Annotated in this window: 22 protein-coding genes, 4 tRNA genes and 1 riboswitch; of the genes, 20 read left to right on the top strand and 6 right to left on the bottom strand. The window is 36.9% G+C overall.

Annotated features, from left to right (window positions below; translation table 11 throughout):
* Positions 1 to 53: 53 nt before the first annotated feature.
* The 4 genes from thiC to HX005_RS17390 all read right to left on the bottom strand — a co-directional run bounded on the left by thiC (position 54) and on the right by HX005_RS17390 (position 5649).
* The gene (gene thiC / locus HX005_RS17405; RefSeq protein WP_286378320.1) at positions 54 to 1940 is read right to left on the bottom strand and encodes a phosphomethylpyrimidine synthase ThiC; all 1887 of its coding nucleotides are present in this window, start codon (positions 1938 to 1940) and stop codon (positions 54 to 56) included.
* A gap of 141 nt (positions 1941 to 2081) precedes the next feature.
* Positions 2082 to 2191: riboswitch (TPP riboswitch) on the bottom strand.
* Positions 2192 to 2301: 110 nt separating this feature from the next.
* Positions 2302 to 3342 (bottom strand): hypothetical protein, encoded by a 1041-nt coding sequence (locus HX005_RS17400; RefSeq protein ID WP_286378319.1) that lies wholly within the window; start codon positions 3340 to 3342, stop codon positions 2302 to 2304.
* A 55-nt stretch (positions 3343 to 3397) separates the two neighbouring features.
* Complete coding sequence (locus tag HX005_RS17395) at positions 3398 to 4429, bottom strand: hypothetical protein (protein ID WP_286378318.1); 1032 nt, start codon at positions 4427 to 4429, stop codon at positions 3398 to 3400.
* A 140-nt stretch (positions 4430 to 4569) separates the two neighbouring features.
* On the bottom strand, positions 4570 to 5649 hold the full coding sequence (locus tag HX005_RS17390; protein WP_286378317.1) for a hypothetical protein: 1080 nt from the start codon (positions 5647 to 5649) through the stop codon (positions 4570 to 4572).
* Positions 5650 to 6070: 421 nt separating this feature from the next.
* On the opposite strand from HX005_RS17390, the gene phoU reads away from it, so the two are divergent.
* Positions 6071 to 6793 carry a phosphate signaling complex protein PhoU gene (gene phoU / locus HX005_RS17385; protein WP_107008510.1) on the top strand — a complete coding sequence of 241 codons (723 nt, stop codon included), beginning with the start codon at positions 6071 to 6073 and terminating at the stop codon, positions 6791 to 6793.
* A gap of 601 nt (positions 6794 to 7394) precedes the next feature.
* On the opposite strand, the gene HX005_RS17380 is transcribed toward phoU, so the two are convergent.
* Both HX005_RS17380 and argH read right to left on the bottom strand, forming a co-directional pair.
* Positions 7395 to 7670 carry an oxidative damage protection protein gene (locus HX005_RS17380; protein WP_107008559.1) on the bottom strand — a complete coding sequence of 92 codons (276 nt, stop codon included), beginning with the start codon at positions 7668 to 7670 and terminating at the stop codon, positions 7395 to 7397.
* Between the two features lie 29 nt (positions 7671 to 7699).
* Positions 7700 to 9130, bottom strand: a complete 1431-nt coding sequence (gene argH, locus HX005_RS17375; RefSeq protein WP_286378316.1) for an argininosuccinate lyase — start codon at positions 9128 to 9130, stop codon at positions 7700 to 7702.
* Positions 9131 to 9224: 94 nt separating this feature from the next.
* Between argH and HX005_RS17370 the strand changes: the two genes are divergently transcribed.
* The 19 genes from HX005_RS17370 to HX005_RS17280 all read left to right on the top strand — a co-directional run.
* A complete protein-coding gene (locus HX005_RS17370) occupies positions 9225 to 10274 on the top strand; it encodes a sensor histidine kinase (protein ID WP_286378315.1) in 1050 nt (349 codons plus the stop codon).
* Between the two features lie 43 nt (positions 10275 to 10317).
* The gene (locus HX005_RS17365) at positions 10318 to 11055 is read left to right on the top strand and encodes a LytR/AlgR family response regulator transcription factor (protein ID WP_107008509.1); all 738 of its coding nucleotides are present in this window, start codon (positions 10318 to 10320) and stop codon (positions 11053 to 11055) included.
* 93 nt (positions 11056 to 11148) lie between these two features.
* Positions 11149 to 12072, top strand: a complete 924-nt coding sequence (gene hemC, locus HX005_RS17360; protein ID WP_107008556.1) for a hydroxymethylbilane synthase — start codon at positions 11149 to 11151, stop codon at positions 12070 to 12072.
* Positions 12072 to 12851 carry a uroporphyrinogen-III synthase gene (locus tag HX005_RS17355; protein WP_286378314.1) on the top strand — a complete coding sequence of 260 codons (780 nt, stop codon included), beginning with the start codon at positions 12072 to 12074 and terminating at the stop codon, positions 12849 to 12851. Before hemC ends, HX005_RS17355 begins: the two co-directional genes overlap by 1 nt.
* A complete protein-coding gene (locus HX005_RS17350) occupies positions 12848 to 13690 on the top strand; it encodes a hypothetical protein (protein ID WP_286378313.1) in 843 nt (280 codons plus the stop codon). Before HX005_RS17355 ends, HX005_RS17350 begins: the two co-directional genes overlap by 4 nt.
* A 3-nt stretch (positions 13691 to 13693) precedes the next feature.
* On the top strand, positions 13694 to 14890 hold the full coding sequence (locus tag HX005_RS17345; RefSeq protein ID WP_286378312.1) for an SPFH domain-containing protein: 1197 nt from the start codon (positions 13694 to 13696) through the stop codon (positions 14888 to 14890).
* Between the two features lie 9 nt (positions 14891 to 14899).
* Positions 14900 to 15331 carry an acyl-CoA thioesterase gene (locus HX005_RS17340; protein WP_107008505.1) on the top strand — a complete coding sequence of 144 codons (432 nt, stop codon included), beginning with the start codon at positions 14900 to 14902 and terminating at the stop codon, positions 15329 to 15331.
* A 250-nt stretch (positions 15332 to 15581) separates the two neighbouring features.
* Entirely contained in the window at positions 15582 to 15908 is a 327-nt protein-coding gene (locus HX005_RS17335; protein WP_107008504.1) for an H-NS histone family protein, read from the top strand.
* A 162-nt stretch (positions 15909 to 16070) separates the two neighbouring features.
* A complete protein-coding gene (gene gspN / locus HX005_RS17330) occupies positions 16071 to 16814 on the top strand; it encodes a type II secretion system protein N (protein WP_107008503.1) in 744 nt (247 codons plus the stop codon).
* A 2-nt stretch (positions 16815 to 16816) separates the two neighbouring features.
* Positions 16817 to 17677 carry a type II secretion system protein N gene (locus HX005_RS17325; protein WP_286378311.1) on the top strand — a complete coding sequence of 287 codons (861 nt, stop codon included), beginning with the start codon at positions 16817 to 16819 and terminating at the stop codon, positions 17675 to 17677.
* 41 nt (positions 17678 to 17718) lie between these two features.
* Entirely contained in the window at positions 17719 to 19932 is a 2214-nt protein-coding gene (gene gspD / locus HX005_RS17320; RefSeq protein ID WP_286378310.1) for a type II secretion system secretin GspD, read from the top strand.
* Positions 19933 to 20050: 118 nt separating this feature from the next.
* Positions 20051 to 20773, top strand: a complete 723-nt coding sequence (locus tag HX005_RS17315; protein ID WP_286378309.1) for an FHA domain-containing protein — start codon at positions 20051 to 20053, stop codon at positions 20771 to 20773.
* Positions 20774 to 20872: 99 nt separating this feature from the next.
* Entirely contained in the window at positions 20873 to 21541 is a 669-nt protein-coding gene (locus HX005_RS17310) for an HAD-IA family hydrolase (RefSeq protein ID WP_286378308.1), read from the top strand.
* Positions 21542 to 21662: 121 nt separating this feature from the next.
* Positions 21663 to 23156 (top strand): anthranilate synthase component I, encoded by a 1494-nt coding sequence (gene trpE, locus HX005_RS17305; protein WP_286378307.1) that lies wholly within the window; start codon positions 21663 to 21665, stop codon positions 23154 to 23156.
* Between the two features lie 98 nt (positions 23157 to 23254).
* Positions 23255 to 23330 (top strand) — tRNA-Thr (locus HX005_RS17300).
* 54 nt (positions 23331 to 23384) lie between these two features.
* Positions 23385 to 23468: transfer RNA gene (locus HX005_RS17295), tRNA-Tyr, on the top strand.
* Between the two features lie 36 nt (positions 23469 to 23504).
* Positions 23505 to 23580: transfer RNA gene (locus tag HX005_RS17290), tRNA-Gly, on the top strand.
* 12 nt (positions 23581 to 23592) lie between these two features.
* Positions 23593 to 23667, top strand: a tRNA-Thr gene (locus tag HX005_RS17285).
* 144 nt (positions 23668 to 23811) lie between these two features.
* Positions 23812 to 23918, top strand: a 107-nt coding sequence (locus HX005_RS17280) for a GTP-binding protein (protein WP_087553676.1), incomplete at its 3' end; no start/stop codon positions are given.

Genomic DNA, 23918 nt, shown 5'->3' with positions numbered 1-23918 from the left:
GTTCATTCCATCCTAACGGAGAATTGTTCAAAGACAAATCATTTTTTGCCTGTTTAAACTTTATGGTACAACTTTTGCCCATGTTCCTGATAAGCGGTTTTCATTGCATTCAGACCAGCCTCAACTTCATTGTTGTTTGACTTATCATTTTGTTGATTTTGTGCATAATATCGCACATTTTGGGTGATTTTCATCGAGCAGAATTTTGGACCACACATTGAACAAAAGTGAGCAGATTTATGTGCTTCTTTCGGCATAGTTTCATCATGCATTGAACGTGCAGTGTCTGGGTCTAAGCTCAAATTAAACTGATCTTCCCAACGGAACTCGAAACGTGCCTTAGATAAAGCATTGTCACGCACCTGCGCACCCGGATGACCTTTGGCAAGGTCGGCAGCATGTGCTGCAATTTTATAAGTGATGATGCCATCTTTCACATCTTTCTTATTTGGTAAACCTAAATGCTCTTTAGGTGTCACATAGCAGAGCATTGCTGTGCCATACCAACCAATCATGGCTGCACCAATTGCCGAAGTGATGTGATCATAACCCGGTGCAATATCCGTCGTGAGTGGACCGAGTGTATAGAAAGGTGCTTCCTGACAGACTTCAAGTTGCAAGTCCATATTTTCCTTCACCATGTGCATAGGCACATGTCCCGGACCTTCGATCATCACCTGTACGTCATGTTTCCAAGCACGATGCGTCAGCTCACCTAAAGTACGCAGCTCTGAAAATTGAGCTTCATCATTGGCATCCTGAATACAACCCGGGCGTAAACCATCGCCCAGACTGAACGATACGTCATAAGCTTTCATGATTTCACAAATTTCATCAAAATGCGTATAAAGGAAGTTTTCCTCATGATGTGCCAAACACCACTGTGCCATGATTGAACCGCCACGAGACACGATGCCTGTTAAGCGATTTGCTGTCATCGGTACATAACGCAATAACACACCTGCATGAATAGTAAAGTAGTCCACACCTTGCTCAGCTTGTTCAATCAGCGTGTCTTTGAAAATTTCCCAAGTCAGGTCTTCTGCTACACCATCGACTTTTTCCAAAGCTTGATAAATCGGTACTGTTCCAATCGGTACGGGTGAGTTACGGATAATCCATTCACGGGTTTCATGAATATTTTTACCTGTCGACAAATCCATGATGGTGTCTGCGCCCCAACGGGTTGCCCATGTCATTTTCGACACTTCTTCATCAATCGATGAACCGAGTGCAGAGTTGCCAATGTTGGCATTAATTTTCACCAAGAAATTACGACCAATAATCATCGGTTCACATTCAGGATGGTTAATGTTGGCAGGAATGATGGCACGACCTTCGGCAACTTCTTTACGCACAAACTCAGGCGTGATTTCCATTAGGTTACGTGCGCCAAAATTTTGTCCTGCATGCTGACGCATATCTACGCCTTCACGTTGACGCTGATTTTCACGAATCGCGATGTATTCCATTTCAGGGGTAATAATGCCTTGTTTGGCATAGTGCATTTGCGAGACGTTCTGACCTGTTTTAGCACGACGTGGCTTTTGAATGTGGGCAAAACGGATATTGGCTGTGCGGATATCTTTAAGGCGTTCCTGACCAAAAGCAGAAGTTAAGGTATCGAGGCGTTCTGTATCTGCACGTTCCTCAATCCATGTTTCACGGACATTGGGTAAACCTTTATTCAGGTCAATCTGTACATTTGGGTCGGTATATACGCCTGAAGTGTCATAGACCATGATTGGTGGATTTTTCTCACCACCTAAACCTGTTGGGGTATCGGTCAGTTCAATTTCACGCATTGGAACTTGAATGTCAGGGCGTGAACCTTGGATATAGACTTTTTTAGATGCAGGTAAAATACGAGTCAGATCTTTGGCTTCTTGCTCATGTTGTGCAAGTTGATCGACAGGGGATAGATTCGTTAATTGGTTCATTGCAATGATCCTTATGAATGACATCAACGAATCAAGCACGACCAAAAACAGTGGCAGTCACCTCTATTTTTTGGCTGTAATTTACATTTATGTGTGTAAATTCAGGTATTTCTACAAAAATAGCGCAACTTTAGGCTGCAGTTTTCAGATGGGCTTGATTCCTACGCAGGTTTTAACCTGATCAGGTTCAACGGTACTCATCTTCATTAGATGATCTCAGCGAGGGGTTACTCGCGCTCCGTCAAGCGATGCCACGATACTAACATGATCATCAGAAAATAGCTGATATGTTGTATAATTTTTATCTTTATTTTAAAAGTTGTGACCTTAAAAGATAAATTAAAAAGATAAAAGAAGTGCTTTAACTTTTGTTTAAAATCGCATCAACTTCGGTTTCCACCTGTTTTTGTAAAACTTGTCGTTGCTCACGAATATCTTTTTGTTCAACAGAATCATACTCAGCCTCATCTTCTGAAGATTTAGGCAGTTGTTGCCACTGTGCTTCACTTGATGTAATTAAATTTAAAAAAGCTTGTGCTGTTTTATGACTGGCAGAGTCACTTGCTGCAAGTTTACGAATCGCTTTTAAGGCATCTTGATCTGCAATTTTGTCATGATCAAACCAAAGTGTACGGGTATTTTCATGCCCATGAAATAAATCATTTTTATAGTTTTTAATGAGTTCAGAAACTTGACTTTGATAATGTGCTTTTGGATAGTTTTTGAGATAACTTTCCCAAAATATTAACCGATTTTTAACCTCATCAAAACTAATCGCCAATCCTGCATCTAAAATATAATCAGAGCCTGTGTATTCTTTACGGAGCTGTTTAAAATAGACTTGATCTGCTTTTTCAAGATGCGGCACAAAAAGATCGATATAGTATTGTGGGTGTTGTACAACCGTATATTCGCCTTCACCTAGATAATATTTTTCTAAATATAAAGCTTTGGCATGATCAACTAAGTACTGCTCCTCAGGTTTTAGTTCCGCATATAACGCTTTTTTGGCTTGGGCTGTTAATTCTTCATGATCACCTGTTGAATTGGTCATGTATTGATAGAATTCAATAGAAGATTTTTCTAGTAAATTTTGATAAACCTGTTCACTGTCTTTGATCCATTGATAACGTTTTTCCAAAGGTACTTCAGCAATACATAGTTGTAGTAAATGATTGAGATCTGAAAGTTTTTTGGGTGAAGATTTGTTTGCTAAGGCTTTGATTTTTAAATCAACACTTTGGCATTTTGCTTTTAATTTTTTCTGTGCATCATTTTCCACTGCTTTGAGTGTTTCAGCATTTTTGCTTTGAGTATTTTGTGGATTGGTATCACTTTTTTGACAAGCGATGAGTAAGCAACTTATGGTCAATAAACCAATTAAACGCAGTTTACTTTTCATTTTTTATCTTCCATTTGCGTTTAAAAAATGATGTGGTAGGAGCATTTTGCTCTGCTTACATCAGGGATTTTTTTTTACAAAGAGCATCAGTATGACAATCGACTTCATAATTTGATGGTGTCAACTTGAGTAATTTGATCAGCGATTCATGTTGTTTGTCATAATCTTGGTCACCAATCGTGGCATAATTTTTTGCAGTATAATCGAGGAAAATATGTGCTTTTTCCGCAATTTTTGAATGAGGTTGTTTGGCTAACCATTTTAAAGCAGGTAGCACTTCTTCACTTTCAACCACGTAGTGACCATTTGAAAAACCAAAAGTATCACTATTATCTGAACCCATGAAGCTGAGATATTCATATTCATGAAACAAATTTTTTGCATCTTGATTGAAGCGACTATTTGGGTACTTTTCAAGATATTTTTCCCAAAATAAAGCACGTTCTACTAAGGTTTGCCAAGGAATACTAATAGCGGCATCGGAATACAAAATATCGCTATTGTCTTGTGCCATGCGACGAATAAAAACTGCTTCTGCTTCAGGTAGATAAGGTGCAAAAAGATCAGCAACATAAAGTGGGTGGCGTTTAAGGTCAAAATAACCCTCACCAATATCTAAAAATTGAATATATTCTTTGCCAATTTGATCCATTAGATATTGATCACGTTTAGGCAATGTTTTCTTAATACTTTCAGCGTTGTTATAACCTAGGTCTTGTGCATTTTCGGGATAAAATTTTGCATAACCATAGGCATTTAGCCCTGTTAAAGAATCATCACCTGAAGTTGTCGTTAAAAAGCGTGCATACATCTTGTCCGTCGTTGCTAATAATGTATAAAGTTGCGCATGATTGAGTGTTTTTATGCACTTTTTTAAGACGAAATTAGCAGAAGAAAGTTGTTGGATTGAACTTTTTTGATCAATTTTAGACAAAATTTCTTGAGTATCCGTGAGGCAATCCGCTGTTGTTTCAATAATCGGTTTAGCTTTAGTTTGCGTTTGTGTATTTTGTTGAGATGAGCTTGTATTTTGATTGCAAGCCGCTAAGGTAAAACAACTCAAAAATAAAAAAAGCATTTTTTTCATAGAAATATCTTAAGATTTTTTAAATGAATATTTGAACAATAAATCATTAATAAATAAAAAAAGGATTTTAAATTTGATAAAAAACAACATTTACTCAGATAAGTATAGAACTTTATTCAAAAAATGCTGTATCTAGAAGATTAACTTTGATGAGTAAGACAAATAGAATCACTAAAACAATCACGATTTGTTGATTTTAGATCAATTGTCGTTAAATTTAAATATTGATTCAGTTGAGTGGTGGCTAATAATTGTGGATTATTTTCAATTTTCTTAAGTTGTGTTGATTTTAGAGGGATTTTCACTAAACGTTCTGCAGGTGACATATGAACAAATTGGATAAATTTGTCAGCTTGTGCAGCGAGTTGACTATTTTTTTGCTGTGCAAGCGTTTCTATTTCTAACCAAACAGGGGTTTGAATGTCATTTTGATCGCTATATTGTGTCGTGATTGGTGAGTTATCTAAACCTTTAAATAATAAGGCACTATATGTCTTTTGTAGATATTGTGCATCTGCTAAATAGGTGCTATTTGGATAATTTTTGATATAACTTTCCCAGAAAATTGCACGTTCTACAATCTCATTTGGATTGATATTGAGTTTTTGATTTTGTAGTAAAGGTTGACTATTTTGCTGTGCCAGTTCTTCAATGAAAACACGTTCAGCTTCAGGTAAATAAGGTGCGAAAACCTTAGCTAAATATTGTGGATGGCGACGATAAAAAATATGTGCTGGACCTTCGTCAACCAATTCAATATAAGCTTGACCTTGATGGCGAATCAAATACTGATCACGAAGATTAAGCTGTTCAAAATGATTTTGCTGAATGGTCGGATATTCTGATTTATCTAAAGCATAATTTTCAAAAGCCATTTGTTGCAATGGTGTTCTGTCAATTGCTAAAAATTGTTTATACATTTGATTAGATAAATCAATCAGTTGCTTTTGTTCAGCCCACTCCATTAAAGGAAGGCACACACGTATATCTTGATTCACTTGTTCAATGGCAAGTGTGGTGCGTTGAGCATTCATCTCTGTCATTTCTTTTTTGAGATTTTCACAAATAAGGGCTAAATCAGGTTGAGCGACTTGAGATGCAGGAGTTTCTTTTGTTTCAGCAACAATTTCAGGTTCAGGTTTTTGGCATGCCGAAAGCACAGCGCAAAGGCTGACAATGATACTCAGTGATTTTAGATTATCAAATAAATTTAAATTCATTTAGATCATTAGAAACAGGGAGTGGGAGAGTGTTAATGCTGCTATTGTTACCTAAATCACATGGAGAAAATGCAATATTTTGTAGTTTTGTGAAGTGAATACGTTACACAACTGTATATTCAAATTTGATTTTGCTTTTTGTCTGGCTATAAATAGGATATTTGACTGAAAAATAATAATTAAATTTTTAAAAATAACTCATAAATGAAACCTTATAAATCGGGTTTTTTAGCTTATTTCCCAATAATATTTTTAAATTCATAGATAAATTTTTGCTTAAAATAACGTGAAAAGTCACGAAAAACATCATTTGAGTGATAAAGATCAGATCTTTGCTGATTGTCATCAAAGTTTCATAATAAATGTGTTTAAATATGTCTAATTAGTCTATCTCATTTCACTTGTTGTGGAGTAAAACACTTTGAGCCTAAATAATCCTGTATTAGGACACCATATTTCTTCACAATTTAATGAGGATTTACAGGCTGTAAATACTAAATTTATGACCATGGGTGGTTTAGTTGAACAACAAGTGGGAAATGCCATTCATGCTTTGTTAGATACCAATGCTAATTTAGCTATAGATGTTCAATTTCAAGATAATGCAGTCAATCAATATGAACGAGAAATTGATGAAGCATTAACATTGATTTTGGCACGTCGCCATCCTGCCGCAATTGATTTGCGTATGGTAATCGCGATGAGTAAAGCCAATACTGATCTTGAGCGTATTGGTGATGAAGCAGCAAAAATAGCACGTATTGCACAAACATTATGTGAAGAAGGTGAATCACCACGTGGTTATATGGAAACACGCCATATTGGTAATCAAGTTCGTGTGATGATTCATGATGCACTCGATGCTTTTGCGCGTATTGATGCAGAACAAGCGTTAAAAGTGCTATTGGCAGATGCTGATATTGATCGTGAATATCAGTCAGCAACACGTACATTGATGACCTATATGATTGAAGATCCAAGACATATTAGTCGAGTCATTAATGTGATGTGGGTCTTACGTTCTTTGGAGCGTATAGGTGATCATGCACGAAACATTTCTGAGCAAGTGATTTATATGGCAAAAGGTTATGATGTTCGTCATACCAATATCGAAGAAATTGAAGAAAAAGTACAAGGTAAATAAATTTTTAAGTTGAGTACGACTGTACACAAGCTCTAGAACTTTCTAGAGCTTTTTTTATGTAAATATCAAATGAAATATATTTTATGCATAAAAAAATTCCTAGATTTTGGGGGAAATCTAGGAATAAAATCGAAATATTCTGGAGAATATTTACACTAATGTTGCTGTCTTGGGGAAAATAGTTTCATTAGCTGATGTAGTTATTCTATGCAAAAATAATGAAACAGTCATGATATATCCTGTGTGTTCCATGTAAAATTGCATTTCATCATGTAATTAAATTGGCTAAATTTACTTTACAGTTATATTTTATAATTTGTTTTTTTATAAATATTATTAAAAATGAAGTACTTATTTTCTTTAAAAAGAAAACTTGCATTTACTTAATAATAAAAAAATATTTGAATGTTATTTAATTAATTGTTTTATATATATTAATTTTTTATTTGAAGTTTTTTTTTGAATGAAATTTTCTTCAGACAGCTTCAATATTAAAAGTGTGTACAGTTGAGTTGTATTAAAAAAAGGAGTCTTTTTAGACTCCTTCTTTGTATTGAAAACTACACGCTTCGCGTGTCTTGCAGCAAAATAAGGCTTCGCCTTATTTTTCTTCAGGCTTTAGACCTTCCGCTTTTTCCAATGATTCATCATTGTTCAAGAACTTCTCACGTTGTTCTTCTAAGAACTTCTTTGCATCAGGTTCAAACACATTTAAACGCTTTTCATTGATCAGCGTCGTTTGATGTTTTAACCATTCTTGCCAAGCTTGTTTAGACACAGTATCAAATAATTCTTGACCCTTTGCACCAGGAAATGGTGCAAAATCTAAACCTTCTAACTCTTTTTGATATTTACGGCAAAGTACTTGTCGAGTCATATCAATCATCTCCAATATGAGCGTTGCAATTATGCATAAAGTTTTTCTAAACGTGTATAAGCGCGTTCAATCGCAGCTTCAACCTGTGCAGGTGCAGTACCACCAATATGATTACGTGCATTGACAGATGCTTCTAAAGTTAATGCTTTTTCAAAGACATCAGCTTGGATCAAGTCGGAGAATTGCTGTAATTGCTCAAGTGTTAATTCAGATAAGTCCTTAGACTCTTGAACACCTAGAGCAACTGCTTTACCCACAATTTCATGTGCATCACGGAATGCAACGCCATTTTTCACCAAATAATCTGCAAGGTCAGTTGCTGTAGAGAAACCACGTAAAGCTGCTTCACGCATGATTTCAATATTTGGAACCAAAGCAGGGATCATATCAGCAAATGCCATCAGTGAACCACGCACAGTATCAATCGCATCAAACAAAGGCTCTTTGTCTTCTTGGTTGTCTTTGTTGTATGCCAATGGCTGACCTTTCATGAGTGTCAACAAGCTCATCAAATCACCATAAACACGACCCGTTTTACCACGGATCAACTCAGGCACATCTGGGTTTTTCTTTTGTGGCATGATCGAAGAACCTGTACAGAAACGATCAGGAATATTCACAAATTTAAATTGTGCAGAAGTCCATAAAATCATTTCTTCTGACATACGTGACAAATGCATCATGATGAGTGATGCAGCAGCATTGAACTCAATACCAAAGTCACGGTCAGACACCGCATCCAGTGAGTTTTCAGCAACAGCTTCAAAACCTAAAAGCTCAGCCGTATAAGCACGATCGATTGGGTAAGTTGTCCCTGCAAGTGCAGCAGAACCTAAAGGCATACGATTGGTGCGTTTACGGCAGTCAATCAGACGTTCTGAATCACGAACCAGCATTTCAAACCATGCCATTAAATGGTGACCAAAAGTCACAGGCTGTGCAGTTTGTAAATGGGTGAAACCAGGCATAATGGTATTGGTGTTTTTAGCAGCAAGGCTCAAAATACCTTTTTGTAATTTTTCGAGTAATTGTAAAATTGCATCAATTTCGTCACGAACATAAAGACGAATATCGGTTGCAACTTGGTCATTACGACTACGACCCGTGTGTAGTTTTTTACCTGTAATTCCAATACGTTGAGTCAAGCGTGACTCAATATTCATGTGCACATCTTCTAAATCGATGCGCCATTCGAAGTTACCTGCCTCAATTTCAGCTTTAATGGTGTTCAAACCATTGATAATGTCATCACGTTCTTGTTCTGTTAGTACACCAACTTTTGCTAACATAGTGGCATGTGCGATTGAGCCAGCAATATCTTGTTTATAAAAGCGTTGGTCAAATTGAACAGATGCAGTAAATTCAGCAACAAAGGCATCAGTAGCTTCAGAGAAACGACCGCCCCACATACCCGATGTTTGGGCTTGTGACGGATTTGAGGAATTAGAAGATGTGGTCATGTCGGCTCATTTTAAAAAAAGCAGTAGAACTAAAAAGAGTATAGCAAATTCAAGCTTACTTTCCGCAGCGCAGTAACATGAATCTGGTTTAAATATGCAAAATGCCCTAAATCGCTCACATTTTTTTAGTAAAATCAGTCATTGGCAGTATTTTTTTGAATTATTTATTGCGAGTAATGTTCTCGCATTGCTTTTAGCTTTAGCTGAAGCACAGTCATGGTCAAACTTGCAATTTGGTCATGTCATACAATATATTTTGTATATTAATTGGGTGCTCTTAGCTTTTACGGCTTGGGTCGATATTTTTCAAAATAAACTCAAAAAATATACAGACGTTCAAGCCATGATTTTTGGTTTTATTTTATTAGAAGTCATAGTCTTGGTGACGACATGTGTTTTGAATGTCATTTTCCATTGGGGATTTAATTTTTCTTTTAAAAATTTAAATACACATATTGTTTTTGAAAATGTCAGTTTACATTTGAGCTATGGTGCATTATTAGGGGCTTTTTGCTTGCGTTATATTTATATGCGTGGGCAATGGTTTAAGCAGCAAAATAGTGAATTAAATGCACGTGTACAAGCGATGCAGGCACGTATTCATCCTCATTTTTTATTTAATAGTTTAAATAGTGTGGTAAGTTTAATTAGTCTAGATCCTGACAAAGCTGAACAAATGTTGATTGATTTGTCTAAGCTTTTTCGTGTGAGCATGCAAGAGCTTAAATTGGTGACATTGGCAGAAGAAATCGAATTATCTAAAAAATATATCAGTATTGAAAAAATTCGACTGGGAGATCGTTTAAATGTGGAATGGAATATTCAACAACCTGAACTCTTGCATAAGGTCAAAATTCCTTTACTGACCTTACAGCCACTGATAGAAAATAGTATTTTTCATGGCGTTGAGAAAAAACATATCAATGCTAAAATAGGTATACTGGTTGAAATATTGCAAAATCAAGTCACTATAGTCATTACTAACCCATTTATACAGGATAGAATAAATTTAAGAGAAGGACATGGTATTGCATTAGAAAATGTCAAACAGCGTTTAAAAGCTCATTTTGGAACTTCTGTTCAATTTCGAAGTTTTGCAGGTGATGAGCGGTTTACTACATTACTACAGTACCATTATAAGTAATACAGAAGACATTAAAATAATGATGATGTGATAAGGAGGGAGAATGGACATCCTAATTTGTGATGATGAGCCACTCGCGGTTGAGCGATTATCACGATTAGTATCGCAATTGGGGCATCATGTTATTGCAACTGCGCAACATGGGCAGGAAGCTTTAGAGCTTGCAGAGCTTTATATGCCTGATGTTGTTTTATTGGATATTCAAATGCCAGAAATGGATGGTTTGGAGTGTGCTCGACATTTAAGTCAACTTGAGCCTATGCCAGCAGTTATTTTTTGCACAGCATATGATGAGCATGCGTTACAAGCGATCCGATCGCAAGCAAAAGGATATTTGTTAAAACCTATAGCAAAAGAAGACTTAGAGACAGTATTAGCGAGTTTAACCAAGTTAACTCAAGCCCAAATGACTAACCTAGAAAAAAAAGAACTCATGGAAGAAAAAGTGCAAAGACAGCAAATTGCTGCAAAAACTTATCGTGGTTTAGAATTGATTCCGCTTGAAAATATTTATTACTTTTTAGCCGATCAAAAATATGTCACAGTGCGCCATAAGCATGGCAGTGTATTGATTGATGAAACTTTGAAGGATTTAGAACAAGAATTTTCCGATAAGTTTATTCGTATTCATCGTAATGCACTCATTTCTCTAGACTATTTGGATGGTTTAGAAATGGTTGCTTCTGGGCAATATCAAGTGCGTTGTCGTGAATTAGATGAAAAACTTGCTGTAAGTCGTCGCCACTTACCAAGTTTAAGAGAGCGTATGCAAAACTTATAAGCAGTTTCACATCACATTTGATGATAATTTGCTTGCATTTTCAGAACAGCAGGTTAAGTTTAGAGTGTTTAAACGTTTGGCAAAGCTGAAATGATGAAAACCCTGAAAATAGCGACAAGACAAAGCCCACTTGCAATGTGGCAAGCGGAACATATTCGTGATCGCTTAGAGCAATTGCATCCACAAGTGAAGGTGGAGCTGGTTACGTTTGTCACTCAAGGTGACAAAATTTTAGATACTCCTTTGGCAAAAATTGGCGGTAAAGGCTTATTTGTTAAAGAGTTAGAGGCGGCTTTGTTGGATGGTCGTGCTGATTTAGCAGTACATTCAATGAAAGATGTACCTATGCACTTACCTGAAGGTTTAGAACTTGCTGTAATTTGTGAGCGAGAAGACCCATTCGATGCTTTTGTATCTAACCAATATGAAAAATTCGAAGACTTGCCACAAGGTGCAAAACTTGGAACTTCGAGTTTACGTCGTAAATGCCAAGTACTAAAACAGCGTCCTGATCTAGATGTCATTGATTTACGGGGTAATGTGGGTACACGTTTATCTAAGTTAGATGCGGGTCAATACGATGCGATTATTTTGGCAAGTTCAGGTTTAAAGCGCTTAGGTTTACATGAGCGTATTCGCCATACACTTGACGCTCAAGTGAGTTTACCTGCTGTCGGGCAAGGTGCTCTAGGTTTAGAGTGTCGCTCAAACGACCAAGAAATTTTAGATTTAATTATGCCTTTGATGCATCAAGAAACGGATGTGTGTGTACGTGCTGAGCGCGCTTTTAATGCCTATTTAGAAGGTGGTTGCCAAGTGCCAATTGCAGGTTATGCCACACTAGAAGGTCAGACGATTTCTTTAGAAGGACGTGTCGGTAGTCCTGATGGTCAAACGTTATTGATACAGCAAGTTCAAGGGACAACAGCCCAAGCCGAAGAGCTAGGGGTAACTTTGGCTAAAGCTTTGCTCGATTTAGGCGCAGGCGATTTGCTTAAAGCGCTTTATCAAGATTAATGCAATTTATTAATACTCGACCTGTAGAGCGTGCTCAGACATTAACACAATGTTTGAGACAAGCAGGAATAGATGTGGTGGAGCTGCCCTTGTTAGAGTTGGTGGCTCGTCCATTTTCTATGCCGTTACAAGCGCTGTATAGTCAATTATTCGATACGCAAGTGATTGTAGTGGTTAGCCCTACAGCAGTACAGTTCGGGATGAAGTATTTACAAGAAAGTGGCATAAAATTATCTCAACTACAACATATAAAATGGGTTGCTGTGGGACAAACAACGGCTCAATTATTACAAACATATGGCTGTGAGAGTTTAGTGCCTGAAGTGGAAACTTCAGAAGGTATGCTGAGTTTAGCTATTTTTAACAATAATAAAAACTTAAAAAAGATTGCATTTTGGCGTGGTGAAGGTGGTCGTCAATTTATGATGCAACAATGTGCCTCGGATCAGCTTGAAGTACTCAATTTTGTATTATATGAACGTCAGCTACCTCAACAAACATTTACAGAATATCAAAAATTTATGCATTCTTATCAGCATAATCAGACTTATATAAACTGTATCAGTAGTGAAGCGAGTTGGTTGAATTGGTTGCTACTCAATCAGCAAAATTTTGAATTGATTAATCAATGTCATTATTTAGTTTTAGGCGAACGTTTGTATCAAATTTTACAAGAATATAAGAAAAAAAATGTAATGTGCTTTAATATCAGCATACTTGAAAGTCTAAAAGCGAGTACTGTTTTGCAGCATGTGACAGAATTACAAAGGAATGTATGAAGAAGTTTATCTCTCTCCTGTTCATTATCATGTTGGCATGGCTAATAAAATTAAGCTATGACTTCTATCATGTTTCTCAGCAGCTCACCGAAATTCAAAGTAATTTACATCAAAGTGAACAAAAGAATGCGGTTTTAAATGATCAAGTGGTGGCACTACAGCGTACGCCTGAAATGAATCATAGTACGCCTGCGAAAAATGTACAAAAGAATGCTGTTGTCAAAGAAACAACGATTCATCATATTCAGCCTTCGGCAATGATTAAACAACATTTAGAATTAGTTAAATTTGCCTTGCAGCAGCAACAATTTGTTTTTGCTTTAGATCAACTGATTCATTTAAATCAGAGTATTGAAAAATATGATTTAGCGGATACCTTAAAGACCAGTTTGCATCAAGCGATTCAGCAAGATATGCAGAGTATTCAAAAGTTTATCCAAGCAAGACATGCACAACAAGAACAATTAAATGATGCTTTACAGCAAGTTGATCAAGCAATACAAAGTGAAATAAAACATTCAAATTTAACTCCAGCCAAACAAAATACCGAATATTTTTGGCAGCGTTGGTTTCAAATCAAACGTGTTGATGAGCAAAGCACAGCATTAATTAGCCGAAAGCTTATTTTAAAAGAAACCCAGTTACGTATTTTGTCAGCACAACAAGCCTTAGGGCGTGGGGAATATGCTGAATATCAAAATATTTTAAATTTGGTGATTCAACAATTGGATCAATTACCTGATGCAAATAGTGAAAAATTAAAGCAGCAGTTGATTAAAATCAAACAAATGCCAATTTTAACAATTCCAAAACTCAACACCGCAACAGTGCTGGGGTAGTGCATGAAGCAAATACTATGGGTTTATGGCTTAATCGCATTGATTACTTTAGCTTTGCTGAGTGTATTAAGTTATCGCTCAGGAGCGGGTTATATTTATGCATATTGGAATAATATCCAAATTCAAACTAATGTTTGGATTTTAGTTTATTTTTTTGTGGCTTTGAGTTTTTTAGGTCATAGTACTTGGTACATTTTAAAACGGTATTTTAATCAAGAGCGTCGCAAAATAGAAACGACTTTTAGTTTTAATCGTTTACATCCTTATGAGCAATTAGGTGTGATTTGGTTATTAGAAGGCGCACAAGAAAAAAAAGATTTTGTACAAGAAGTTTTTAATCAGTCAGGTTTATTAAAACAAATTATTCAAGCACGGCTGTTATTTTCTCAGCAACATTATGCAGAAGCTTTAAATATATTAGAAAGTAGTTCTACATCGGCTTTTGAATTGGCAGAAATACAACGTATTGAGATTTATTTAGCACAAAATCAAGCACAACAAGCATTAACACATTTAGAGTTTTTAAATGGACATGAGTTATCTCCTTGGTTGAATCAAGTCAGTCAAGCTTATAAAAATAAATTACAAGTATTGTGGGGGGAGTTTGCAATTCAATTTCCTTTTCAATATTTGCATTCAACTCAATTTGGACAGTTATTAACTTTAGATACAAAACAAAAATGGTTAACTGCACTTTTAAGCCAGCTTGATACAGCAAGTTTAGAAGAGCATGAGCTTGTTCAAAAACGTTATTTAAATATAGAAAATCATTTAGATGTATTGCCGTATGAAATAAAAGTTTTATGGTTAAAACTATTAACGCATTATCCTGAAATGAGTCAGCAGCATCAGCATTTAGCCTTGCAATTATTAAATGAAAAATTTGATCAAGATGTATTTTATTTGCTATTTCAGCAGCATTTATTACGTCAAAACCCAGATTATGATGCGATAGAACAGCAAATAGAAACTTTAGAAAAGAAATACTTAGGAATACCTGTGTTTACTTTTGCAAAATGGCATATTTATAATGCAACAGGAAAAACACAACAAGCAGAACAGCTCCTGTCTTTATATCCCGATGATGCATTAATGAATTATTTGAGAATTAAATCAACATTGAAGGGGAATGATGAGTTGATTATGCAATTAAATTCTATTTTTGAAAATGATGCAAACTTTGTTAAATTTAAAATTTAAGGCTTAATAATGAATCAGTTCTCTGAATACCCAGTCATTTATAAACAAAATGTTGCATGGGGAGATATGGATGCATTTGGGCATGTAAATAATGTTCAATATTATCGTTATATAGAAAGTGCGCGTATTGCTTATTTTGATGCACTTCAGGTATTTACTGAAGATGCTTTAACTGTTGTGGCATCAAGCCAATGTAAATATTTAAAGCCTGTTTTTTATCCAGATCAATTAACCATTTATACGCGTATAGATGAAATGCGTAATAGTGCAATTCGCATGCATTATATTTTATGGAGCGAACAGCAAAATCAAGTCGTTGCTGAGGGAGAAGCTGTTGTCGTATTTGTTGATAAAATTGAGATGAAAAAAATGAATATACCAACAGTTTTAAGAGAAAGAATAATTAATTTAGAGAATAGCGTACAACATGATTTAAAATAGAATGATTTTTCATGTAATGAAAAGTTATTTTTTATACTTAAACAGTATTTGATTTTTTAAATACTTTAAAATGTTTTTAAGAATTATACTGTTTAATTCTTTATGCTATAAATTAAGCCCTTAATATTATATATTTTTGTTTTTTTATGTGAATGTCATGGGGTTTTACTATTGCTAATCAATAATATTAAAAATATTATAATGGCGAAATGTTTTAAAAAATTATTTAAGAATTAACAACGGAGTTAATATGATGCAGGATATTAGTGGTCTTTCAGTAGAAGAGTTAGAGCGTTTAACAGCGCAAGCTGAAGCATTGATTGAATCAAAAAAAGATCAAAAGATCGAAGATGCTTATAATAAAATTATGGAAATTGCTGAAGCTGTTGGTCTAACTTTAGAACAGTTCATTGAATATGGTTCACATAAACGTAAAAAAACCACGCGTAAAGCAGTAGAGCCACGTTATCGTAATAAAAACAATGCTTCAGACACTTGGACAGGGCGTGGTAAACAACCTCGTTGGTTGGTTGCTGAAATTGAAAAAGGCGCTAAATTAGAAGATTTCTTGATCTAACCTTCATCTAAGTGTCATTCAAAGTCCCTAAAATTTAAAAACCAAGCAAAACTGCTTGGTTTTTTTATCAGAGTCAATTGGAGATATTCAAAAATTATGCATAATGTGTAGTTTGCGCATCATCTTGCATGGAAGAATAAATGAATATGTTGGTATGGCTAGATGAATAAAAAATCAAAACAGATAACATGGTGGATTGTTGGCGTTGTTGCCTTTTTAATTTTTGTTTTATTGCAAGTTCCAGCGACATGGTTGATTTCAAAATTTTATAAAAATAATCAAACTTTACAAAATGTCAGTGGCAATATTTGGCAAGGACAAGCAGATTGGCACAAAGATAATCTACGTGGTTCAGTGACATGGCGCACTCGACCATTTGATTTAATTTTATTACGTGCTGGGGCAAACGTCGAAATCCATAGTGGACAGACCCAATTAGCAGGTGTTGTGGCTTATGGTTTAGGGCAGCGTTTGACTGTTAAAAATATGACAGGACAAATTGCGCCTGAAACACTAAAAACAATAGTCGATTGGCAATGGCCGACAAATGCAATTCAACTCAAAGATGTTGGTTTTAAATTTAAAAAAGATGCAGGCTTTAGTGAAAGTGATGGTCAGTTACAGTGGGCAGGTGGTGAGCTGATTTATACCTATGCACAACGTCAAGACCGCATGAATATGCCTTCTCTGAATGGTCAATTAAAAGATGAATCAGGCAAGCTTATTTTTGATATTCAAGATCAGCGTAGCCAAAAAATGGTCAATATCACCTTAGACCCAAGTATGATGTTAGATGTGCAACTTACTCAGCGCTTTTTGCTAAATGTACCTTCTTATGATGGTAAAGCAGGACTAGATACGTATGTCATTAGTAGTCGTCAGCCTTTATTACAAGGAGGGTCGTAACGGTGAATATACAAGAGCGCTTAGAACAAATTTCTTGGAAAAAATTAGATAAACTTGCACCTGTTGTTTTGTTATTACTTATTTTAGCCTTATGCTGGAAATTAGCTGCAATGTTTTGGTGGACGATTGCCCCACCACAAACCATGCAACCAGAAAATGTACAATTAGGATCACAACAACCACAAGTACCTAATATTTCAAGTTTTGCATTGTTTTATGAGGCAAATAAAGCTGATTCTCAGGTAGATGAAAGTATGCCAATGCAATTGCAAGGTGTAGTTGTTGGTTACCCAAGTAGAAACTCATCGGCTGTCATTAAAGTGAATGAAACAGCAGATCGTTTTATTGTTGGGCAAAACATTGAAAATAGCGGTTATCAACTTTCTGAAGTTTATTGGGATCGAGTGGTTTTACGACAAGCAAATGGTGCGATACGTGAGTTAAAATTTGCAAGTTTAGGAAATCTATATCAACCCATAGAGCCAAACCAAACGGGTTCATCGAATATTCCTCCTGCGCAAGTTGCACCAGAAATGTCCCAAGAAGCAGCGCAACCAAACAATAGTCAAACGGCTCTGAGTCAAGCAATTGAAAAAATGAGTCAAGACAAAGACCAATATTTAAAAAATCTGGGTGTAAATACTCAAGGTGGTCAGGGCTATGAAGTGACTGATCAAACGCCACCCGCGTTAAGGAATAAACTTGGACTCCGCTCAGGTGATCGCATTATTTCACTGAATGGACAAGCAGTAGGTCAAGGACAAAGTGATATACAACTGTTAGAACAAGCAAAACGTGACGGTAAAGTAAGAATTGAAATTAAGCGTGGTGATCAGGTGATGACCATTCAGCAAAGTTTGTAAGTGATGAGAGCTACAAATAAAATTAGGAAAGATAATAAGTTATGGCTTTTTTGAATCATCGACCAGTTTGGGCACTCGTTGCAGCAGCTCCTTTAATGACGGTTATTAGTACAGCAACCTATGCACAGACATGGAAAATTAATTTACGTGATGCTGATTTAACAGCTTTTATTAATGAAGTTGCCGATATTACAGGTAAAAATTTTGCTGTTGATCCCCGTGTGCGTGGCAATGTAACCGTGATTTCAAATAAGCCACTCAATAAAAATGAAGTATATGACTTATTTTTAGGTGTTTTAAATGTAAATGGCGTGGTGGCGATTCCCTCTGGAAATTCGATTCGTTTAGTTCCAGACAGTAATGTACGAAGTTCAGGTGTTGCTTATGATCCACGTAATAATGCACGTGGTGATCAGGTCGTAACACGCGTAATTTGGCTAGAAAATACCAATCCAAATGATTTAATTCCTGCTTTGCGCCCGCTCATGCCTCAATTTGCACATATGGCAGCAATTCAGGGAACCAATGCCCTGATTGTTTCTGACCGTGCTGCGAATATTTATCAGCTTGAAACGATTATTCGTAATTTAGATGGTACAGGTCAAAATGATATTGAGGCGATCACATTACAGTCAAGCCAAGCTGAAGAAATCATTACGTTATTAGACTCTATGGCTGCAACGGGTGCATCAAAGGACTTTGCAGGTTCACGAGTCAGAATTATTGCGGATAAGCGTACTAATCGTATTTTGCTTAAAGGTGATCCAACGTCACGTAAACGTTTACGTCAAATGGTAGAAATGTTAGATGTACCATCGGCAGATCGTTTGGGTGGCTTAAAAGTCTTTAAATTAAAATATGCCAGTGCCAAAAATTTATCAGAAATTTTACAAGGCTTAGTGACTGGACAGGCGGTTAATTCAACATCAAATAACAGTAGTTCAAGCAACAGTAATAATTCAATGAGTAGTTTAATCAATAATAACTCAAATACTTCAAGCAGCTCGAGTAACTCCTCAGCTTCAGGTTCTTCAATTAATTTAAGTGGTAATTCATCTAATAATAATCAAGATAATATCACCAGTTTTAATGCTAATGGGGTCAGTATTATTGCTGATAGCTCACAAAATGCATTAGTCGTGAAAGCTGACCCACAATTAATGCGTGAAATAGATGCTGCAATTCAGCAACTTGATGTGCGTCGCCAACAAGTTTTAATTGAGGCAACTATTATCGAGGTCGAGGGGAACGATACAGATCAATTGGGCGTGCAATGGGCAATGGGTGATCTAAGTAGTGGCATTGGTCTGATGAGTTTTGATAATATTGGCTCAAGTTTATCCAAGATTGCTGCAGGTTATTTAACAGGCGGTGCAGCAGGTGCAGCGGGTGCATTGGGGAGTTCTGGTACTTCTTTGGTTTTAGGTGATTATAAAGAAGGGGCGAATGGCTCTCGTAGATTATATGGTGCTTTGATTCAAGCATTAAAAGAGCGCACCAAATCAAACTTATTGTCTACGCCTTCTATTTTGACGATGGATAACGAAGAAGCTTATATTGTTGTGGGTCAAAATGTACCTTTTGTCACAGGTTCAGTATCTACAACGGGTGGTACAGCCAACCCATATACTTCTATTGAACGTAAAGATGTGGGTGTAACCCTGAAAGTCATTCCGCATATTGGGGAAGGTGGTTCTATTCGCCTTGAGGTGGAACAAGAGGTTTCTGCTGTGGCTGATAAAGGTCAAGCACAAGATCTTGTGACAAGTAAACGCTCAATAAAAACCTCAGTATTGGCGGATCATGGTCAAACTGTGGTTTTGGGAGGGTTAATTTCTGACGACACTGTACACTCACGTCAATCCGTACCATTTTTGGGAGATATTCCTGGTTTAGGGCGTTTATTTAGATCAGATGGTAAATCGAATGTTAAGCGTAATCTTTTAGTATTTATTCATCCAACTATTGTCAGTGATAGTGGTGATATGCGTAGAGTGGGTCAGCAACGTTATGACCAACTGTATAGTTTACAATTAGCAATGGATAAAGATGGTAATTTTGCCAAACTGCCTGCCAATGTTGATGACGTTTTTCAACAGCGTTTGCCTTTAACCTCTAATCCACAAAATCAGCCAAAAATTATTCAGCCTACTGTGCAAAACTATCAGCAAGTGCCATCAGGTGGTCAAAACCAAGTGATTACAACACCAATGGCAGTGGATGAACCTGCGATTCAGAAAAAATCAGTAAATTAAAATTTGGGTGCATATTCATTATATGTTGAAAAATGGTTTTTACAGACAAAGCGTTAAAATTATTAAAAACTGATTTTGACATGTTAATATGCTTTCGAATCAGAATGAGAAGATCATCATGACTTGGAAATTAAAGGCAATAACCGCAGAACTTGGCGAAAATGAAATCTCAATTGACCGAGATATGCTTGTTGGTCGTCATCAAGATGCTGATATTTTATTGCAATCGGCAGAGATTTCTCGTCGACACGCAGCTTTTTTAATAAAAGATGATGCACTTTGGGTTCAAGATTTAAAATCATCGAATGGTACATTTGTAAATGATATCCGTGTTGATGATCAAAAATTACTGAAAGATAATGATGTTGTACAATTTGCCAGTATTAAGTTTCACGTTTATGCCTCGGAAGCACAGCCACAACAGGCAGAAAAAGTTTCTGAACCAGTAGAATCTCCTGCTGTTCAGCAAAAAGAGACTGTAATCGTGCAACCTGCTGAAGCAATCGCGACATCTGAGATTGAAAAAACAATAGATGTTGTGAAAGAAAAAACACCTGCACAACAAATGAGTGAGCAGGGAATGCCTGAGCTGTCTGCACGTGATGCAGGTGTGCAATTAACTCGTGATGGTATGCCAACCAGTGTAGGTGTACCAAAACCTGCACCTATTCCACAAGGGATTGATGTTCATGCTCAACCAGAGCCTGCACCAGTTGCTATTCCAGAAACTCAATCAGTTGCAGATCAGCAGACAGAAGAAAAGAAAAATGCTTCGGTTGGATTGTTTACGATTATTACTTTGGTGATTTTGGCGGTTATTGCTTGGCTATTCTTTAAATAAGCCTTGTTTGCACCTACAATCAAGGCATGCCACTCGCATGCCTTTGTTTTATGTGTTTTAAATGATAAATGATCAAAGTTAATGATAAAGAGGGAAGTCATGAATGTAGCAAAACTGGATCAGCGTGACCTGATTTTATTTGATTTGGATGGAACATTGGTCGATTCGGCATTTGATTTATATCGTGCCATGAATTTAAGCCTTGCTCGTTTAAATTTACCTCAAGTGACCGAAGCGCAGGTTCGTGTCTGGATTGGTAAAGGCACGGCATTATTCTGTGAAAGCACATTGAAATATTTAAAAGGTGAGGTCGATCCCGAACTGCATCAGCAATTATTAAGTACATTTTTAGAAATTTATAATGCTGAACCTTGTGTTGATACGCGACCATTTCAAGGCATTCTTGAGTTTTTGGATTGGGGAATCGCAAATGACAAGAAGCTGATTTGTGTGACCAATAAACCCGAACAGCCTGCACGAAAAATTTTACAAGAATTAAATATGGATCATTATTTTGTTGATGTGATTGGTGGAGATCGTTTTGAAAAACGTAAGCCCGATCCAATTCAGTTAAATTATTGTGTTGAACACTATCAATCTTCTATTGAAAAAACTTTAATGATTGGTGACTCGAGCAATGATGTGGAAGCCGCACGTCGTGCCGAGATTGATTGTATTGTGGTCAGCTATGGCTATAATCACGGTGAAGATATTCAGCTTTGTCAACCGCAGCAAGTGGTGGATGATCTGACTGAATTATTGGCTTAATTTGAATATATTGAAATCATTGCAAAAGAAGGAACAGGAATGAACAGTAAGTGTGTTTTTCGATGGCGTCGCTAAGTCAACTTTTAAAAACTTAGCTTAATCGAAAATAAAGAGATTCCTTATGACAACTGCAATGCAATTTGAACAACTGAAAAATAACGGCTATAACCTGATCCCGGTTTATCGCCAGCGTCTTGCCGATACAGATACGCCACTGTCGGTTTTTGCACGTTTAAAAGATCACAAACAGGCTTATCTATTTGAGTCTGTGGAAGGTGGAGAGAATTGGGCGCGCTATTCCATTATTGGTTTGGGTGAGTCTATTGTTTTTTCCTGCAATGAAGGGCAACTGACGATTCAGGCGGCAGATGGCAGTCTGAGTACACAACACTGCGCTGACCCTTTTCAATATATTCGTGATTTTCAGGCACAATTTAAAGTTCCGCCACATGCGCTTACACCCGATCTGCCGCAGTTTACAGGTGGTTTGGTAGGGTACTTTGGCTATGACTCAGTACGCTATATTGAACCACGGCTGAAAAATGTGCCTGAAGCTGATCCTGTGGGATTACCAGACCTTTGGATGATGCTGTCCAAAACAGTGATTGTTTTTGATAATTTAAAAGATACGCTGTTTTTGATTGTACATGCTGATGTTAATAATGCGGACGCTTATCATCAGGCTCAACAGCAACTCGATGAATTAGAAGCGCTATTGGCAACACCGATTAGTTTACAAGCGCATAAGCATACTGCACCACATTTTGAATCATTAACAGGTAAAGAAAACTATCTGGCATCGATTGAAACGGTGAAAGAATACATTCGGGCAGGGGATGTGATGCAGGTTGTACCAGGGCATCGTATGGTATCTGATTTTGATGGTGAAGCTTTACAAGTGTATCGTGCTTTACGTCATCTTAACCCATCGCCCTATTTGTTCCTTGTGCAAGGGCAAACCCTGACCGATCAAAAGCCGTTTCATATTGTCGGTTCATCACCTGAAATTCTTTCTCGATTGGAAAATGGTATTGCCACAGTGCGTCCATTGGCAGGTACACGACCACGAGGCAAAACCAAAGAAGAAGATTTGGCACTTGAAAAAGACTTATTGTCCGATGAAAAAGAAATTGCTGAACATTTAATGCTGATCGATTTAGGTCGTAATGATATTGGTCGTGTTTCTAAAATTGGTAAAGTACAAGTGACTGATCAAATGGTGATCGAACGTTATTCGCATGTTATGCATATTGTTTCCAATGTGCAGGGTGAAGTTTTAGATGATATTGATGCTTTGGATGTTTTTAAAGCAACTTTCCCTGCTGGAACACTTTCTGGTGCGCCAAAAATTCGTGCTATGGAAATTATTGACGAAGTTGAACCTGTAAAACGTGGAATTTTTGGTGGTGCTGTTGGTTATTTAGGCTGGCATGGCGAAATGGACATGTCAATTGCGATTCGAACCTGTGTAATTCGTGAAAATAAGGTTTATGTTCAGGCTGGAGCAGGTCTAGTTTATGACTCAAATCCTGAATCTGAGTGGAATGAAACCCAAATAAAAGCTCGCGCAGTGATCAAAGCGGTTGAATTATCATCAAATGGATTGATTTTATAGGTTTTTAACGATTTTTTTTAAAAAAACACTTGCAAGGTTTTGAGTTTTTGCTAAACTGCACACCGTTCCGATACGAAACGTACGAAACACTAAGAAACGCCGGCATAGCTCAGTTGGTAGAGCAACTGACTTGTAATCAGTAGGTCCACAGTTCGAATCCGTGTGCCGGCACCATCTTAAGATTGTAGGTTAAAGTAGTAAAGGTTCAACACTGAAAGTAAGTGTAAAGGTGGGATTCCCGAGCGGTCAAAGGGAGCAGACTGTAACTCTGCCACGAAAGTTTCGAAGGTTCGAATCCTTCTCCCACCACCATTAACTTCGATTGAAGTGGTTAATTACCAACATTAAGCGGGAGTAGCTCAGTTGGTAGAGCGGTAGCCTTCCAAGCTACATGTCGCGAGTTCGACCCTCGTCTCCCGCTCCATCGAAGATGATTGCTCTTATAGCTCAGTGGTAGAGCACTCCCTTGGTAAGGGAGAGGTCTCGAGTTCAAATCTCGATAAGAGCTCCAGATACAGTTTAGTAGAGTAATCTACACCAGTTATTAAAAAGCAGGCTTATTAGTCTGCTTTTCAAGTATTAGGTGTCTAATTTTTTAGATGATTGTCGATGCTGAGTTGTTTAACTCGTGTTCGGCATAAACGAGGAAGAACAAATGGCTAAGGCTAAGTTTGAACGTAATAAGCCACACGTAAACGTGGGCACAATTGGTCACGTTGACCATGGTAAAACAACTTTAACTGCTGCGATTGCAACTGTATG

The organism is Acinetobacter sp. R933-2 (genome assembly GCF_030325485.1).
GTDB lineage: Bacteria > Pseudomonadota > Gammaproteobacteria > Pseudomonadales > Moraxellaceae > Acinetobacter > Acinetobacter sichuanensis.
Note: the sequence above shows the minus strand (reverse complement) of the source record. Positions and strands in the feature narration are given on the sequence as shown.

What these genes read in the sequence shown, in the direction of transcription:
- thiC (WP_286378320.1), bottom strand. Translation starts at nt 1,940, where the DNA reads ATGAACCAATTAACGAATCTATCCCCTGTCGATCAACTTGCACAACAT.
- HX005_RS17400 (WP_286378319.1), bottom strand. Translation starts at nt 3,342, where the DNA reads ATGAAAAGTAAACTGCGTTTAATTGGTTTATTGACCATAAGTTGCTTA.
- HX005_RS17395 (WP_286378318.1), bottom strand. Translation starts at nt 4,429, where the DNA reads ATGAAAAAAATGCTTTTTTTATTTTTGAGTTGTTTTACCTTAGCGGCT.
- HX005_RS17390 (WP_286378317.1), bottom strand. Translation starts at nt 5,649, where the DNA reads ATGAATTTAAATTTATTTGATAATCTAAAATCACTGAGTATCATTGTC.
- HX005_RS17380 (WP_107008559.1), bottom strand. Translation starts at nt 7,670, where the DNA reads ATGACTCGACAAGTACTTTGCCGTAAATATCAAAAAGAGTTAGAAGGT.
- argH (WP_286378316.1), bottom strand. Translation starts at nt 9,130, where the DNA reads ATGACCACATCTTCTAATTCCTCAAATCCGTCACAAGCCCAAACATCG.
- HX005_RS17370 (WP_286378315.1), top strand. Translation starts at nt 9,225, where the DNA reads ATGCAAAATGCCCTAAATCGCTCACATTTTTTTAGTAAAATCAGTCAT.
- HX005_RS17365 (WP_107008509.1), top strand. Translation starts at nt 10,318, where the DNA reads ATGGACATCCTAATTTGTGATGATGAGCCACTCGCGGTTGAGCGATTA.
- hemC (WP_107008556.1), top strand. Translation starts at nt 11,149, where the DNA reads ATGAAAACCCTGAAAATAGCGACAAGACAAAGCCCACTTGCAATGTGG.
- HX005_RS17355 (WP_286378314.1), top strand. Translation starts at nt 12,072, where the DNA reads ATGCAATTTATTAATACTCGACCTGTAGAGCGTGCTCAGACATTAACA.
- HX005_RS17350 (WP_286378313.1), top strand. Translation starts at nt 12,848, where the DNA reads ATGAAGAAGTTTATCTCTCTCCTGTTCATTATCATGTTGGCATGGCTA.
- HX005_RS17345 (WP_286378312.1), top strand. Translation starts at nt 13,694, where the DNA reads ATGAAGCAAATACTATGGGTTTATGGCTTAATCGCATTGATTACTTTA.
- HX005_RS17340 (WP_107008505.1), top strand. Translation starts at nt 14,900, where the DNA reads ATGAATCAGTTCTCTGAATACCCAGTCATTTATAAACAAAATGTTGCA.
- HX005_RS17335 (WP_107008504.1), top strand. Translation starts at nt 15,582, where the DNA reads ATGATGCAGGATATTAGTGGTCTTTCAGTAGAAGAGTTAGAGCGTTTA.
- gspN (WP_107008503.1), top strand. Translation starts at nt 16,071, where the DNA reads ATGAATAAAAAATCAAAACAGATAACATGGTGGATTGTTGGCGTTGTT.
- gspD (WP_286378310.1), top strand. Translation starts at nt 17,719, where the DNA reads ATGGCTTTTTTGAATCATCGACCAGTTTGGGCACTCGTTGCAGCAGCT.
- HX005_RS17315 (WP_286378309.1), top strand. Translation starts at nt 20,051, where the DNA reads ATGACTTGGAAATTAAAGGCAATAACCGCAGAACTTGGCGAAAATGAA.
- HX005_RS17310 (WP_286378308.1), top strand. Translation starts at nt 20,873, where the DNA reads ATGAATGTAGCAAAACTGGATCAGCGTGACCTGATTTTATTTGATTTG.
- trpE (WP_286378307.1), top strand. Translation starts at nt 21,663, where the DNA reads ATGACAACTGCAATGCAATTTGAACAACTGAAAAATAACGGCTATAAC.